The organism is Sphingobium lactosutens DS20, from assembly GCF_000445105.1.
Classification (GTDB): domain Bacteria; phylum Pseudomonadota; class Alphaproteobacteria; order Sphingomonadales; family Sphingomonadaceae; genus Sphingobium; species Sphingobium lactosutens.
In genome coordinates this window covers 21,520-35,849 of sequence record NZ_ATDP01000036.1, presented here as the reverse complement: position 1 = coordinate 35,849, position 14,330 = coordinate 21,520, and the positions used below count along the sequence as shown (strand labels likewise).

At 61.6% G+C, this 14,330-nt stretch carries 14 protein-coding genes; all 14 read left to right on the top strand.

Annotated features, from left to right (window positions below; translation table 11 throughout):
- The first annotated feature begins 10 nt into the window (after nucleotides 1–10).
- The 14 genes from RLDS_RS30115 to queC all read left to right on the top strand — a co-directional run bounded on the left by RLDS_RS30115 (nucleotide 11) and on the right by queC (nucleotide 14,270).
- Nucleotides 11–955 (top strand): type IV secretion system protein, encoded by a 945-nt coding sequence (locus tag RLDS_RS30115; protein ID WP_021224376.1) that lies wholly within the window; start codon nucleotides 11–13, stop codon nucleotides 953–955.
- Nucleotides 956–1,291: 336 nt separating this feature from the next.
- Nucleotides 1,292–1,990, top strand: a complete 699-nt coding sequence (locus RLDS_RS30110; protein WP_021224375.1) for a virB8 family protein — start codon at nucleotides 1,292–1,294, stop codon at nucleotides 1,988–1,990.
- Complete coding sequence (gene virB9, locus RLDS_RS30105; RefSeq protein WP_021224374.1) at nucleotides 1,987–2,844, top strand: P-type conjugative transfer protein VirB9; 858 nt, start codon at nucleotides 1,987–1,989, stop codon at nucleotides 2,842–2,844. The genes RLDS_RS30110 and virB9 overlap by 4 nt, the downstream gene beginning before the upstream one ends.
- A 3-nt stretch (nucleotides 2,845–2,847) precedes the next feature.
- Nucleotides 2,848–4,077 carry a type IV secretion system protein VirB10 gene (gene virB10 / locus RLDS_RS30100; protein WP_021224373.1) on the top strand — a complete coding sequence of 410 codons (1,230 nt, stop codon included), beginning with the start codon at nucleotides 2,848–2,850 and terminating at the stop codon, nucleotides 4,075–4,077.
- A 3-nt stretch (nucleotides 4,078–4,080) separates the two neighbouring features.
- A complete protein-coding gene (virB11, locus tag RLDS_RS30095; protein WP_021224372.1) occupies nucleotides 4,081–5,085 on the top strand; it encodes a P-type DNA transfer ATPase VirB11 in 1,005 nt (334 codons plus the stop codon).
- Nucleotides 5,069–7,033: a type IV secretory system conjugative DNA transfer family protein gene (locus RLDS_RS30090; protein WP_021224371.1), complete on the top strand. Its 1,965-nt coding sequence runs from the start codon at nucleotides 5,069–5,071 to the stop codon at nucleotides 7,031–7,033. The genes virB11 and RLDS_RS30090 overlap by 17 nt, the downstream gene beginning before the upstream one ends.
- Complete coding sequence (locus RLDS_RS30085) at nucleotides 7,023–7,907, top strand: LPD7 domain-containing protein (protein ID WP_021224370.1); 885 nt, start codon at nucleotides 7,023–7,025, stop codon at nucleotides 7,905–7,907. The genes RLDS_RS30090 and RLDS_RS30085 overlap by 11 nt, the downstream gene beginning before the upstream one ends.
- A 232-nt stretch (nucleotides 7,908–8,139) precedes the next feature.
- Nucleotides 8,140–9,060: a hypothetical protein gene (locus RLDS_RS30080; protein WP_021224369.1), complete on the top strand. Its 921-nt coding sequence runs from the start codon at nucleotides 8,140–8,142 to the stop codon at nucleotides 9,058–9,060.
- Entirely contained in the window at nucleotides 9,057–10,178 is a 1,122-nt protein-coding gene (gene dbpB / locus RLDS_RS30075) for a DGQHR domain-containing protein DpdB (protein WP_021224368.1), read from the top strand. The genes RLDS_RS30080 and dbpB (RLDS_RS30075) overlap by 4 nt, the downstream gene beginning before the upstream one ends.
- Nucleotides 10,175–11,464, top strand: a complete 1,290-nt coding sequence (dpdA, locus tag RLDS_RS30070; RefSeq protein ID WP_021224367.1) for a tRNA-guanine transglycosylase DpdA — start codon at nucleotides 10,175–10,177, stop codon at nucleotides 11,462–11,464. The genes dbpB (RLDS_RS30075) and dpdA overlap by 4 nt, the downstream gene beginning before the upstream one ends.
- On the top strand, nucleotides 11,451–12,554 hold the full coding sequence (gene dbpB, locus RLDS_RS30065; protein ID WP_021224366.1) for a DGQHR domain-containing protein DpdB: 1,104 nt from the start codon (nucleotides 11,451–11,453) through the stop codon (nucleotides 12,552–12,554). Before dpdA ends, dbpB (RLDS_RS30065) begins: the two co-directional genes overlap by 14 nt.
- Nucleotides 12,554–13,186 (top strand): 7-carboxy-7-deazaguanine synthase, encoded by a 633-nt coding sequence (queE, locus tag RLDS_RS30060; protein ID WP_021224365.1) that lies wholly within the window; start codon nucleotides 12,554–12,556, stop codon nucleotides 13,184–13,186. Before dbpB (RLDS_RS30065) ends, queE begins: the two co-directional genes overlap by 1 nt.
- Nucleotides 13,186–13,560, top strand: a complete 375-nt coding sequence (locus RLDS_RS30055) for a 6-pyruvoyl trahydropterin synthase family protein (RefSeq protein WP_021224364.1) — start codon at nucleotides 13,186–13,188, stop codon at nucleotides 13,558–13,560. Before queE ends, RLDS_RS30055 begins: the two co-directional genes overlap by 1 nt.
- The gene (gene queC, locus RLDS_RS30050; protein WP_021224363.1) at nucleotides 13,557–14,270 is read left to right on the top strand and encodes a 7-cyano-7-deazaguanine synthase QueC; all 714 of its coding nucleotides are present in this window, start codon (nucleotides 13,557–13,559) and stop codon (nucleotides 14,268–14,270) included. The genes RLDS_RS30055 and queC overlap by 4 nt, the downstream gene beginning before the upstream one ends.
- The last annotated feature ends 60 nt before the right edge of the window (nucleotides 14,271–14,330 follow it).

Here is a 14,330-nt window from a genome sequence, read left to right as displayed (position 1 = left end):
GGAGCCTCGCATGGCCACGGACATGTTCAATTCACTTTACGCGAACGTTGATGGGAAGCTTGATCTTTTCCTCAACGAGCGTCTCCAAAACGTCGTAGAGGTTGTCCGTGGTCCGCTCGCTGTCGGGCTGGTTATCTACATCGCCCTGTTCGGCTACATGGTGATGCGGGGCATCATCAGCGAACCATGGGGTGAGCTATTCTATCGGATGGTGAAGCTCTGTCTGCTGTATGTTGCTGCGACGACGGTCGCCTATTCCGATTGGATCACGACGCCGCTCTTCCACGGAATGCCCGATGCGATCTCCCAAGCTCTCGCCGGTAAGACGATCGACACAGTAGGAGAGGCCTTCGACGACTATTACACTCAAAGTGATGCTATAGTTGCACGGATAGAGACTGAAGCCGCAACGTACAGCGACATTAACCCATATAAACTGGTCCTCTATGCGCTGAGCCTGGGGCTGAAGGCATCAGCTGGGCTCTCGGCAGCGGTTGGATTTGCTATTACCATATTTGCCAAAGTTGCGTTGGCGATTATTATCGCACTTGGCCCAATCTTCATCGCCCTAGCTCTCTTCGAGCCAACGAGGCGTTTTTTCCACGGCTGGCTGGGCCAAGTATTCAACTATATCGTTCTCCTTGCTGTAATCATAGCCATCACGACCCTAATCACAGACCTCGGAGCGGCTGCAACAGCAGCATCTGAAGGCGTCGTGGATACGGCTTTCGGTGCTGTCCTGTTTGCAGCGTACATATTTTTGGGCACGATCTTCTTCTTCCAGGCTCCAGCCATTGCAACGGGAATAGCCGGGGGAGCCGCTGCCGGCGTGGGTGCCTTCGCCGGAACGGCCTGGGGCACAATGGCATCTCCCTTCCGACAGCGTCGCGTCATGCGCAACAGCCGCAACTTGGAGCGCGCCGCTCATCGCGGCGGCACCATCGAAGCGGCGTAGCGAGGCATCTCATGGCTTTTTCTTCACCAATACTCGCGCCTAGCTTCCGCCGTAGCGTCACCTGCCTGGGCGTTGTTCTGGCTGCGCTCGGCGTCGTCGGCTGTGCATCGGGTCCAAAGAAGCTCGCGGTTTGCAATGGCCATCACCTGCGCGACGTGAACATCTATGGAAGCGTCTTACCGGGCTCACCTGTGCCTGCGACCACGGCGCCGAGAGCAGCGCCGCCCATACCGCCCCTGTCCCATCCACGAGACGGCGATCCGCCCCCGCCGCCCGCCGTACCGTCGCCGTCTACCTCGGACGACAAGGTCTCGTTCACACCAAGGGGACCGCACAATGCGAGCTGCTGATGACCGCTCGGAGGCGGTGCCGGCGTCGGGGCTGCAGAGCTATTTCCGGGACGCGCGAAGCTGGGATCAGGACAGGATTCGGAACGCGTTGCGCTCGACCCGCATCGCTTGGAGCATCGCGGCCATCGCCTCACTCCTGGCCGCGGCATCGATCTTCGCAGTTGCGGCTCTGACGCCTCTCAAGACTGTCGTGCCCTATGTTATTCGCGTCAACCAGACCACCGGCGCGGTAGATGTCCAGACCGCGCTCACCCAGCGGCCGATGCGCTACGATGAGGCGGTCACCAAATACTTCCTCGCCCAGTATGTGAGAACCCGCGAAAGCTGGATCCCGGCAGCAGCCGAAGAAAATTTTCGGTTCGTGACGATCCTTTCGCAACCGACCGAACAGCAGCGCTGGGCGCGCTTCTACAGCAGCAACAATGGTGCGAGTCCCCAGAATGTCTGGGGCAAGAATGCGGTCGTGCAGGCGCGTGTGCGCAACATCGCCTTCATCAACGATCGCGTCGCCAATGTGCGGTTCACGCGGACAGTCCAGACCGAGACCGACACTCAGAACAGCGATTGGATCGCCACGATCACGTTCGCCTACGCCAACGCGCCCATGGCGGAAGGCGATCGCTACCGGAACCCGCTGGGATTCCAGGTCGAAAACTATCGTGCCGATCCGGAGGTGATCCGATGAGGGCGCTCTCCGCCGCCATCATTTGCGCGCTGGTGCCTGTGCCGGCGGCGCACGCTGTCGAAGTTCCGCGAGGTGGTCCGTCCGACCCGCGCGTCAAGTTCGTCGAATATGAAGAGGCCGAGGTCTATCGGATCGTCGGCACGTTCCGGACCGCAACACAGATTGTCCTGAGCGACGATGAGACGATCCAGCACGTCGCGCTGGGCGACACCATATCTTGGGAGGTCGCCGTCGCCGGACACATCCTGTTCCTCAAGCCGCGGGAGCGTGCCGGACCGACTAATCTCATCGTCACCACGTCGCGCGGAGGCGAATTGCGCAGCTATGCGTTCGAGCTGACCGCTCGCAGCGGTCCGATCACGGGCCGCAACGGCCAAGCCTATTTTCAGGTGCGGTTCCGGTATCCCAGGGACGACGCCGACCGCGCCGAGCGTCTCAGGACGGCACAGCTTGCCATGCAGGCAGCGGCCTTGGAGGGCCGGGCCGTTCGCGGCGCCCTCGATCATGCGGTCGTCGAGGGGCCTCGCAACATGAACTACAAGGTGCAGGGCTCCGGCGACCTTCAGCCGTCGGAGGTCTCCGACAACGGTCAGTTCACGGTGTTGCGTTTCCCGGCAAACCGCGAGGTCCCGGCCATTTATCTGGTGCGACCGGACGGGTCTGAGACGCTGGTTCCCTTCGATGTCCGCGACGAATTCGTCGTCGTCCATTTGGTGGCGCGTCAGCTTCGCCTTCGGCGAGGCGGCGAGGTGCTGTGCATCTATAATCAGGCACCAGAACCCTATGGGGTCGATCACGGGACGAACACCGGGTCGCCCCATGTCGAGCGCACCATCACACATCCGCAGGAATGAGCCATGGTTGAAGATCCATCCTCCGTTTCGCGCCCTCTGCCGAGCGCCGATCTCACGCCGGAAAAAGACGAGATCCTGCACGAGCGCGGTATCGAGCCGATCGGGGGGATGACGCCTTCCAAGCGTAATACCGCCCTCATCTTTGCCGGCACGGCGATGGTACTCGGCATCCTGTGGGTTAATTCCGGAACGAGCCAACAGGCCTCCAATCGTGACCTCACTGCCCCGGGCGGGGCGGCCCAAGAGCGGCGCGATATCGTGGCGCGGGAAACCGTCGATTACGCGGCGGTCGCGCCGCAGCCGAGACCGCTGGGCGCAGGCGGGAGCGACCCCAACGCACCGGTGCTCAATCCCGCAGCAGGGGTTCCTGGCCCCGACGGTCAGATCGTCCCTGCCATGCAGCCCGGTGCGGCGCCAGGACCGACCGGAGGGACGGGCGCCCGGCCGAACCTGGCCGACCAGGCGCGACGATCTACTCTCATCGCCTATGGCGGGCGCGATCTCGGTGGCGAGGCCTCGCAAGGCCCGGCGGCGGCGCCCTCGGGCGCGCAACCGACCGAAAATTCAGGAACGCTAGGGAGGGCTGAGGGCGGTGCGCCCAATGCGCTGGACTTGCTGCGACAAAGCTCAGCCGTAGGCGAAGCGCGAGCCTCGATGCTCCCCAATCGCAATTTTCTGATCACCGCAGGGACATTGATCCCCTGCACCCTTCAGACGGCCATCAATTCCGCGCAGCCTGGATACACGTCCTGCCTGATTCCACGGGACGTGTATTCCGAGAATGGCCGGGTCGTGCTCATGGAAAAGGGCACGCGCGTGCTCGGCGAGTATCGCGGAGGCATCCAACAGGGGCAGAACCGCCTCTTTGTACTTTGGACCCGGGCGGTGACGCCGCAAGGCGTCCGCATCGACCTTGCCTCGCCTGGGTCAGACGCGCTCGGCCGCGCCGGGCTCGCCGGGGTGGTCGACAGCTTCTTCTGGGCACGGTTCGGCGGCGCACTGCTCCTCTCGCTCGTCGATGACGCCGCCTATATTGCCGGGCAAGCCGTCTCGAGCGGCAACGGCAATTTCAACAATGTCACGCGCGCGCCGAGCGAAGGGGCCGCGATCGCGCTCCAGAACAACATCAACATCCGGCCGGTGCTGAAAAAGAACCAGGGTGAGGAAGTCGGTATCTTCGTCGCCAAGGACTTCAACTTCGCCGATGTCTACAATCTGGAACTGCGGCGGTAAGCCATGCGCGATACCGCCGTCCTTCGCCATTATCTTGAACCGCTTCTTCCGTTGCTGGAGCCGGATGATGTAACCGAGCTGGTCATCAACCGCCCGGGCGAGGCGGGGATCGAGGACCGGCAGGGGTGGCGATGGCATGAGTTGCCTGAACTGGACAGCGAGTGGCTTGGAACGCTCGCCGTCGCCGCGGCAAGCTTCACGCACCAGGACATCGATGGGCAGACGCCGATCTGTTCGACCGTCCTTCCAGGCGGCGAGCGCTGCCAGATCGTGATCCCGTCGGTGACGCCGAGCGGCTGCCCGTCCTTTACGATACGCAAGCCCTCGACCGTAACCCTGCCGATCGACCAGCTCGCACGCGCTGGCCTCTTTGACACGACGCGCGCGAGCGCCCGGGGCCTTACGGAAACCGACGCCGAGTTGGTGGCACTTCGCGACGCGGGGGACTGGCCGGCCTTCTTCAAGGTCGCGGTCGCCGCGCGCAAGAATATCCTGGTCAGCGGTGCAACTGGGTCCGGCAAGACGACCTTGGCGAAAGCGCTTATCCAGCTCATCCCGCCCGACGAGCGACTGCTTACGATCGAGGACACGCGCGAACTCATCGTGCCCCATCGCAATGTCGTTCACATGGTCTATTCGAGCGAAGGGCAGGGCCGTGCGAAGGTCGGTCCCAAGCAGCTGCTCGAGAGCGCGCTGCGTATGCGCCCCGATCGCATCCTGCTGCAGGAGCTGCGCGACGGCACCGCCTTCTTCTACCTGCGCAACGTAAACTCGGGGCACCCTGGGTCGATCACCACCGTCCATGCTGGCTCTGCGGCGGGCGCCTTCGAGCAGCTGACATTGCTCGTCAAGGAATCCGAGGGCGGCCGCGATCTCGCGCGCGATGATATCCGCGGACTTTTGCGCATGCTCATCGATGTGGTCGTCCAGACCCGGCGCCATGGCGGTCGCTTCGAGGTCGAAGAGGTCTACTTCCACCCGAAGCTGGGCGATGCCGGTGCAGCGTAACTTCTGGATCATCGGCCTGTCCGTTGCCGGCGGCACCTTATTGTGCTGCGCCATCGCAGTGCTGGTTGCCCTCTTTGGGATGGGCCAGATCGGCCCGAATACTGACATCACGGCCTTGCCCGCATGGTTGTGGTACTATCGGGCGGACCCGCTGCTTATTATTTGGCTAAAGCGCGGGGCGCTGGCGGGCGCTGTTGTGGTTGGGCTCCTCGCAATCGGGATTTTGCGCCGCGGGCCGGCATTGCACGGCACCGCCCGGTTTGCGCGCGAAGGCGAGATCCGGCGGGAGGGCCTTCGCGCCGCTGCCGGCATCGTTGTCGGCCGCAAGGCTGGGCGTTTCCTGATATTCGGCGGGAGCGAACATGTTCTGCTCGAGGCGCCCACACGCGCGGGCAAGGGCGTGGGCGTCGTCATTCCCAATCTGCTGACCTGGCCAGATTCGGTGGTCGTGCTCGACGTGAAACGGGAGAACTGGGGCGCAAGCGCGGGGTATCGTGCGCGGGCCGGCCAGGCCGTGCACCTGTTCGATCCGCTCGATGCGGAGGGGCGGACGGCGCGGTACAACCCCTTGGCGCACATCAGACGGACTGATGACATCGAAGTCGTCAACGAGCTGCAGAAGATCGCGGTCATGCTTTTCCCCGCGCCGGAGCGATCCGATCCATTCTGGGCGGAAGCTGCGCGAGCGGCCTTTGTCGGCGTCGGCGCCCTGGTCGCATCCAACCCGGGCCTGCCCTTCACCATCGGCGAGATATACCGCCGCCTCACGACTGGCGATCCCAAGAGCGACCTTCCCGCAGCGCTTCAGGAAGCCCGCAGGGTGGGCCAGCGCCTCAGCCAAGCCTGCGTGTCCGCGATCCAGGATTTCACCTCGGCCTCGGACAACACCTTTTCCGGGATCAAGCAGACCATCACCGCGCGGCTCAATCTCTGGCTCAACCCCATGGTGGATGCCGCCACCTCGGAAAGCGACTTCGACCTGCGCGAGGTGCGGCGTCGGCGTATGTCGATTTACCTTGGCGTGTCGCCCGACAATATCGACCGCATCGCGCCGATCTACAGCCTGTTCCTACAGCAACTCGTGGATCTCAACACCCGCGATCTTCCTGAGGGCGCGACCAATGTCCCGGTCCTGGTCCTGCTCGACGAGTTCGCCAGGCTCGGCAAAGCCTCGGTGATTGCGAGCGGCTTCTCCTATGTCGCCGGCTATGGCCTACGCCTGGTCCCGGTCATTCAGAGCCGATCCCAGCTTCGCGCAATCTATGGTCCCGATGTCACCGACGAGATCATCGCCAATTGCGGCCTTGAGGTGGTCTTCACGCCCAAGGAGCTAAAGGTCGCGAACGAACTTTCCGAACGGCTCGGTTTTTTCACGATGAACGTGAAATCCCGCAGCCGTACCATCCACGGGCTGCTGGCGAACCGGAGCATCTCGGAATCTGATCAGCGCCGCGCGCTCCTGCTGCCGCAAGAGCTCATGCAGCTGCCGAAGAACGAACTCCTGCTCCTTCGCGCCGGCATCCCACCAATTCGAGGGCGCAAGATCGCCTACTACCGGATGCCACGCTTCACGCGACGGGTGGTTGCTCCGCCTGTGCTGTCCGCCCGTCCAATCGCGGCAATGCTTTCCCCACCTACGTCGGCTTCAGCGCTGTGGGGCGCTGGCACATCCGGTCTGAGCGGCGCCCCACAGCAACCGGTGACAAGCTCGGGCGGGACCATACAGGAGGAAATTGCGATGCGGGAAATGACCGACGCCGAGCTGGCAGGTGCGGCCAAGATCACGGATGACATGCTGGTTCTGGGCGACCTGGCCGACCTGCCGCCCCCGGGCGACGAGGCCGCCGCGATCGCCTTCGTGTCGGCGATGGTCGAGCGGGCACTTTTGCCACCGGTCGGGCAGCCATCCACATCCATTATCCAGGAAAGGACAGCTCATGTCCGCTGAGAAGCCCGAGAATTCGCGGGGCGCCAGGAAGCGCGCCAATGCCATTTCGATTGGTGAAGGTCAGTCCGTACCGCGTTCTGGGAAAGACACGCGTGACGACATTCCCAAGGATCCCGGCACCTCTAACAAAGGCAAGGAGCGGGCGGGGGTTCAGCCACGATCAATTTCTGCCGGCGACATACCGGAGCCCCTGCAAAAGCGCTACTTTTCGTCGACCGGCAAATGGTCGGGGGAACCGGCTTACTTCACGACGGCCCAGGCGAAGGAGCCTGCATTTCGGGACCAAGGACGGCGTCTTGTCACCTCGAGCGAAAGTGAGGAGGTCGTGCGCGATCTCGTTGCCATCGCTCGCTACCGCGGGTGGTCGCACGTTCATGTCACGGGCAGCGAGACGTTCCGAAGGGCCGCGTGGCTCGAAGCCGGTCGCCAGGGTTTGGAAGTACGGGGATATCGGCCGAGCGAACGGGATTTGCAGGAGCTGGACCGCATCCGGCGCGAGGCTAGCCGCAACAGCATCGCGCCCACCGTCACTGCGCCGGCCTCGCGCGAACCCGATCGCAGCCGCCGTCAGGCGCCGGAAGGATTGAGGCGACCGTCTTCAGCACAAGCCCGTGAGAAGAATTCGCGCGCGGCCCAGAGCCAGCTCCGTGTGATCGAGGCAGTGGTGCGCACGGCGCTGTTCGACAATCCGGAAGCGGTCGCCAGGGTCATGAAGGTCGCGAACGACAAGGTACAAACGCATCTGCAGGCGGGGCGGCAGTTTCAGGCCGCGAAAGTGCGGGACACATCCGTCCGGACAGTTGAGCCATCCGGCCGCAAGCGGCAGGACGTAGGCAAGGAACGGCCGCCGCTGCAACGATCGCGCGGCCGCTGATCGAGAAGCACCGAGCCTGGCAATGCGCAGCGCGGCGTGCCGCATAAACGGCATCGCCTAACCGGGTGCAACAACGCTATATGCTCGCCTTGTGGCCATGTAAGGCCATAAACAGATATCCACTTGCCCCGCGGTTTCCATCATTTATTGCCATTTATTCGGCAGTGATTGGTGAATTAAATGTGGAAAAAGGTCCCTCGCTGATATAGCGATAAATGCGAGGGAGACGCGCTTGGCTGTGGCCGTGATCATAACCACTTGTACGAACCGGAAGCGAAAAGAGGTCGCTCCCGACCTCCGCATTTGCGCGGTGGAAACAGCGTCGCTTACGGAAGTGGCCGGGCAATGGGCAAAGCGACTGGCTTCGGCGGGAGAGTGCTATTTGCCTGCCGCGATCTACGGCGGAAGAGGCTTCCAAGAGGCTCGGAGCGTCGCTGGCGTGCTCGAAGCGCGTCTGCTTATCGTTTCGGCCGGCCTTGGATTGGTGGACGCCACGACGCAGGTGCCTTCTTATGCTTGCACGATCGTACCTGGCTCGACCGATAGCGTAGCATCGAGAGTGCGCGGGGCGTTTTCCTCACCACAGTGGTGGTCTGCGCTCAACAAGGTCTCGCCGTTCGGGACAAGCCTTCTCGAGGCTCTCCGAAATACCAAAGGCCTTATTCTCGCGGCTCTCTCGGACGCCTATATCGAGATGATCGCGGACGACATGCTGACATTACCCGAAGCGGTTCGCGCTCGCTTGCGGTTGTTTACGCGTGCTCCGATGGGCCGGATAAATCCGGGCCTTCGCTCGTCAGTAATGCCTTACGATGAGAGATTGGACGGCCCCGACAGTCCGATCCCCGGCACAATAAGCGACTTCTCTAGCCGCGCCGCGCGACATTTCTCGGATGTAATTTTATTGCCGAACGACACCCGTTCGCCAGCGGAGCATGCGCGCGAGGTGCGGAATATCGTCGGCGCTTGGCGAAAGCCCGAGCGTCCAGCGCGCTTGCGCCTGGAAGATCCTGCGATCCTCGAAATCCTGCGTGCCCATTGGGATGATGCCAAGGGGATGTCTCTTCCCCGACTTCGGGGTGAATTCAATGTCGCATGCGAGCAAGGCCGCTACGTCGGCCTGGCTCGTATCATTCGGAGTGAGCGAGCATGACTGCACGCGAATATCTCAGAGTTCGAGCCGTGAAAGCGGAGCAGGGTCAGGGTACTGGCGTCTTCGCATTCTTCCTCTACGGCGCCGATATAGACCGCATCGCGGATATCAGCCGTGTCCGTCGAGAAGATCAAGAGTTGAAGGGGTTTCAACGCCGCGAGATCCGCGAGCACGTCAAGGAAATCACGAGCTTTCTGGACAGCGGCCCGGTCCTGTTTCCGAACGCCATCATCCTGGCGCTTTCGCCAGAAGTCGATTTCGCGTCAGCGCGTGGTCGTGCGCCGGGGAACATGTGCGAAGTTGGCGACGCTGGCACCCTTAGCATCCCCCTTTATCCCGAGGGAGAAAGGGCGGCTTGGATTGTCGATGGGCAACAGCGCTCGCTTGCTCTGGCTGCGGCCAAGAACCGGCAGATTGCCGTGCCGGTTATCGGTTTCGTCTCAGATGAGGTTGCAACGCAACGAGAGCAGTTCATCCTCGTCAATAAGTCGAAGAAGCTGCCCACGGGTCTCATCGACGAATTGCTGCCAGAGGTCTCGGTTCAGCTTCCCAGAAATCTCGCGGCACGCCAACTCCCGAGCGAGCTCTGCAATGCGTTGAACAGCGATCCGAAGTCGCCGTTCCATGGCCTCATCAAGCGGGAATCCGATCCCAAGAATGGCACAGGGATCGTGAGCGATAACGCTCTGATCGAGGCGATGAAGGCAAGCCTCCGCACGACCGCCGGCGCTTTGGGCCAGTTCAAGCAGAATGGTGACGGCAACGACACAACCGCCATGTACGAAACGCTTATCACGTTCTGGACGGCGGTTCGGGACACCTTCCCCGATGCATGGGGTAAGCCACCAAAAGAGAGTCGTCTCATGCACTCCGTGGGAATCAGGGCAATGGGGGCCTTGATGGACATGATCATGTTTCGCGCCGACGGCATTGCTGACAAGGCGTCCGTTGTGCGGGACATCCTCAGGCGCCTTGCGCCGCAATGCCGCTGGACTGCAGGCCGCTGGGAGGGCCTCGGCCTTGCGTGGAATGAACTGCAGTCCACACCGCAGCATATCAACAAACTGAGCGAGCATCTCATCCGGATGGAGCGGGAATTGGCGAGGATGCCGGCATGAAGTTCATCTTCGCCGACAGCCTGGACTATGTTGACCCAGCGTTCGACTTTATCGCCGACCGTAGCCCAGCCGAGCGTCAACCCTATTGGGATGACGCATATCCCCATGAGATCCTGGGTTATGCGCCATATGACGGGGTTCTCGTGTCCCGTGGCATCGTGGGCGATCATCGCGTGAAGGGGAAGTACACAGCGAGCCAGGCTCGGCGTTTTCATCTGGTCGGCGTTCGGAAATTTTTGCGCCTAGATAAGCCAGAGTTTGCCCATCTCGATATATTCGGTGACTGCGGCGCATTCACCTATGTTCAGGAAGAGCGACCGCCCTATTCGCCGGCTGAAATGGTTGAATTTTATGATGAATGCGGCTTCACGCACGGCTGCTCCGTCGACCATATCATTTTCGATTTCGATCCGGGCGGGAAGGCGCTCGAGGGTGGCTCCGATAATGCCAAGACCCGGTTCGATATCACCCTTGAGAACGCGGATGCCTTCTTTCGCGAGGCGAGGGCAATCGATGCTGGCTTCACCCCGCTTGGCGTGATTCAGGGATGGTCTCCCGGAAGCATGGCAGAAGCAGCTAGGCGCCTTGTCGCAATGGGCTACGATTACCTAGCGCTAGGTGGCATGGTGCCGCTCAAATCGCCGGAGATCAAACTCTGCCTAGAGGCAATTCGAGCAGCCGTGCCTTCGGCCACCCGCCTGCATATCCTAGGCTTCGCGAAGGCGGACGATATCGATAGCTTCCACGGCTATGATATTGCCAGTTTCGATACAACTTCTCCGTTGATACGTGCTTTCAAGGACGCCAAGCAAAACTATTATCTGCCCGGCGAGGGCCTGGGCCTGCGTTACTTCACCTCGATCCGGGTGCCGCAGGCGATCGAGAATCCAAAATTACAGCGGGGCGTGAAGAAGGGCATGTTCCGGGCGGAAGAACTCATTCGCCTCGAGGCTCTGGCACTGGAATCGTTGCGGGCTTTCGACCGGGGCGAAGCGGCACTCGAAGACACGTTGCACAATGTCCTCGTCTACAGCGCTCCTCTCGTAGAGGAGAAGCCCTACGAGGACTGCAAGGGCAGCGTATCGTTAACACGGCTTGCCCAGCGTTACCGCGCGACCCTCGCCGAGCAGCCGTGGAAGCAATGCTCCTGCAAGATCTGTCGGGACGCTGCGATCGACGTGATCATCTTCCGCGGTAGCAACCGCAACAAGCGGCGGGGAATCCATAACCTCGCTGTCTATCAGGACCACATTGAACGATTGGACCTAAAGCGTGCCGTCGACTGACTCTCTTTCCTTCTTCGCAGTCCAGGCGAAGCAAAGCAGCGAGCACACCGTGCTGACGTTCGCGGCCCGAGCGGCTGACGTCCTGCGCTTTGCATTGATCGATCGCATCGGTCGCGATGCCCAGGGTGAACTGAGCGGCTTCCAGCGGCCGCAGGTCGCGGCGCATATCCGTGAAATCCGGGACTATCTCGAAAAGCCTGACGCGGTGCTCCCAAACCCCATCGTGGTGGCTTTCACCGAACAAACGAACGTCGAGGACCTCGGGAACGGGACGGTGCGCCTGACGATCGACATGAGCCAAGGTGTCCCCGGCCTTGTGGTTGACGGCCAGCAACGTCTCACCGCTCTGTCGGAGGTCGATCGGGATTTCCAGGTCTTCGTCTCGGCCCTTATTTGCCGCGACGAAGCTGAACTCCGGCGGCAGTTCGTTCTGATAAACAACACTAAACCGTTGCCGAAGTCGCTCATTTACGAGCTCCTGCCGTCGGTCAATGATCTGCCCCCGCGGCTGAGCCGCAGGTCGGTTGCCGCCGACTTAACTGCTCGTCTGAACTTTGAGCACACAGCGCTGCAGGGCTACATCAAGCAGCATACCCAGCCGGACGGCATTATCGCCGACACCGTCGTGCAAAAGATTATCATGGAATCGCTGACCAATGGGGTGATGCGCGAACTCATCGACACGCCACGCGGTCGCGATCGGTGTGTTCGGCTGGTCTCGAACTTCTTCGAGGCCGTGAAGAAGGTGTTCCCGGAAGCGTGGCACGGGCAGAAGCCCGCTACCTCGCGCCTTCTCCATGGGGCGGGCATCCAGGCGATGGGCGATGTTATGGAAGTGCTTGCCGCTCGCATGGACGCAAAGTCGGTGGAGGATTTCCGTGAAGGTCTCGAGTGCCTGAAGGGACGAACAGCCTGGACCGGCGGCGAGTGGGAAATCGGCGGCGAGATTCGCCGTTGGAATAGCTTGCAGAACGTCAATCGCGATATCGCGTTGCTAAAGCACTATCTCGTTTCGATCGTGAAAGCGGACCTACGGAAGCGCGCGCGCATCGCCCCCACGCCTCTGTTCGAACAAGCGGAGGGAGCTTGATGGCCTACGCCGTCAAGGAGATATTCAAAACGCTTCAAGGGGAGGGGGCGCAGTCCGGCCGTGCGGCGGTCTTCTGCCGCTTCGCTGGCTGCAACCTTTGGTCGGGACGCGAAGAGGACCGGGCGGGTGCTGCCTGCACTTTCTGCGACACTGACTTCGTTGGAATGGACGGGACGGGCGGTGGGCGATTTGTCGACGCGGAGGCGCTTGCGGTAGCGATCGAACGAGAGTGGGCTGGGCCCGCTCACAAGCGGTATGTCGTGTTGACGGGTGGGGAACCTCTTTTGCAGGTCGATGAAACCCTCGTTGCCGCGCTCCATGGGCGTAGCTTCGAAATCGGCGTCGAAACCAACGGCACGCAACCCGCGCCCGAAGGGATTGATTGGATTTGTGTCAGCCCAAAAGGGCGGGCTGAACTTGTTCTGCGGACGGGCCATGAGCTGAAGCTGGTTTATCCTCAGGCCGAGGCGAGGCCCGAGCACTTTGCCGGCCTCGAATTCGAGCATTTTTTTCTTCAGCCCATGGATTCACCCATGGCATCGGCCAACCTCGAAGCCGCCATCAGCTTCTGCACCGAAAACCCGCAATGGCGCCTCTCCATCCAGTCTCACAAGATGATCGGAATTCGCTGATGTTCGAACTGAGCAAGCAGTTTCGCTTCGACGCGGCCCATACGCTCGACCGAGTGATCGAGACCGAGTCCAGCCGGCGGATCCATGGCCACAGCTATCGGGCGGAGGTGTTTGTAAGGGGGCTGCCCGACCCGACGACAGGCATGGTCGTGGACCTGGGCCTACTGCAGCGGACGATGGAGGGAGCACGCGACGCTCTTGATCATCGCTTCCTGGACGAGATCAACGACCTTGGTCCGGCGACCATGGAGAATCTTAGCCGGTGGATCTGGAAGCGACTGTCGCCGGTGATCGGCAACCTCCACAAGGTCACTGTCTATCGCGACAGCAGCGGGGAGGCATGTTCCTACTGGGGTGAGGAGGTGGTAGCATGAGCAGTGCAGACGGCAGCGCACTGGTCTTGTTCTCCGGCGGGCAGGACAGCGCTACGTGTTTGGCTTGGGCCCTCGACCGCTTCAACCACGTCGAAACAATCGGCTTTGACTACGGCCAGCGCCACCGTGTCGAACTCGAAGTCCGAGACCGGTTGCGCGCGGGTATGATGGAGCTACAGGCTGACTGGCGAACCAAGCTCGGGACCGATCACATGATCGCACTCGCTGCGCTTGGGCAGATCAGCGACACTTCACTCACGACCGGCGTCGAGATTGCAATGGCAGCGAGCGGTCTGCCGAACACCTTCGTTCCTGGCCGAAACCTGCTGTTCCTTACATTTGCGGCTGCGGTCGCATATCGCCGCGGCATCAAGCACATCGTCACAGGGGTCTGCGAAACCGACTACTCTGGGTATCCGGATTGCCGCGATGATACGATCAAGGCTCTCCAAGTGGCTCTCAACCTGGGCATGGAACAGCGTTCCGTGCTTCATACGCCGCTCATGTGGATCGACAAGGCGGCGACTTGGTCGCTTGCCCACGCGCTGGGTGGACCGGACTTGGTCAATCTTGTGCGTGTAGAATCGCACACCTGCTATCTCGGCGATCGGGGAACGACGCATGAGTGGGGTGCGGGCTGCGGCCACTGCCCGGCTTGCGAATTACGGCGGGCTGGTTGGCAGGAATTTTCCGCCAGATTGGACACTTAGGACGGCAGATTTGAGCTTGGCAGCCAGTGCGACCTTATTAGAGTAACCTCGAGAGCGATA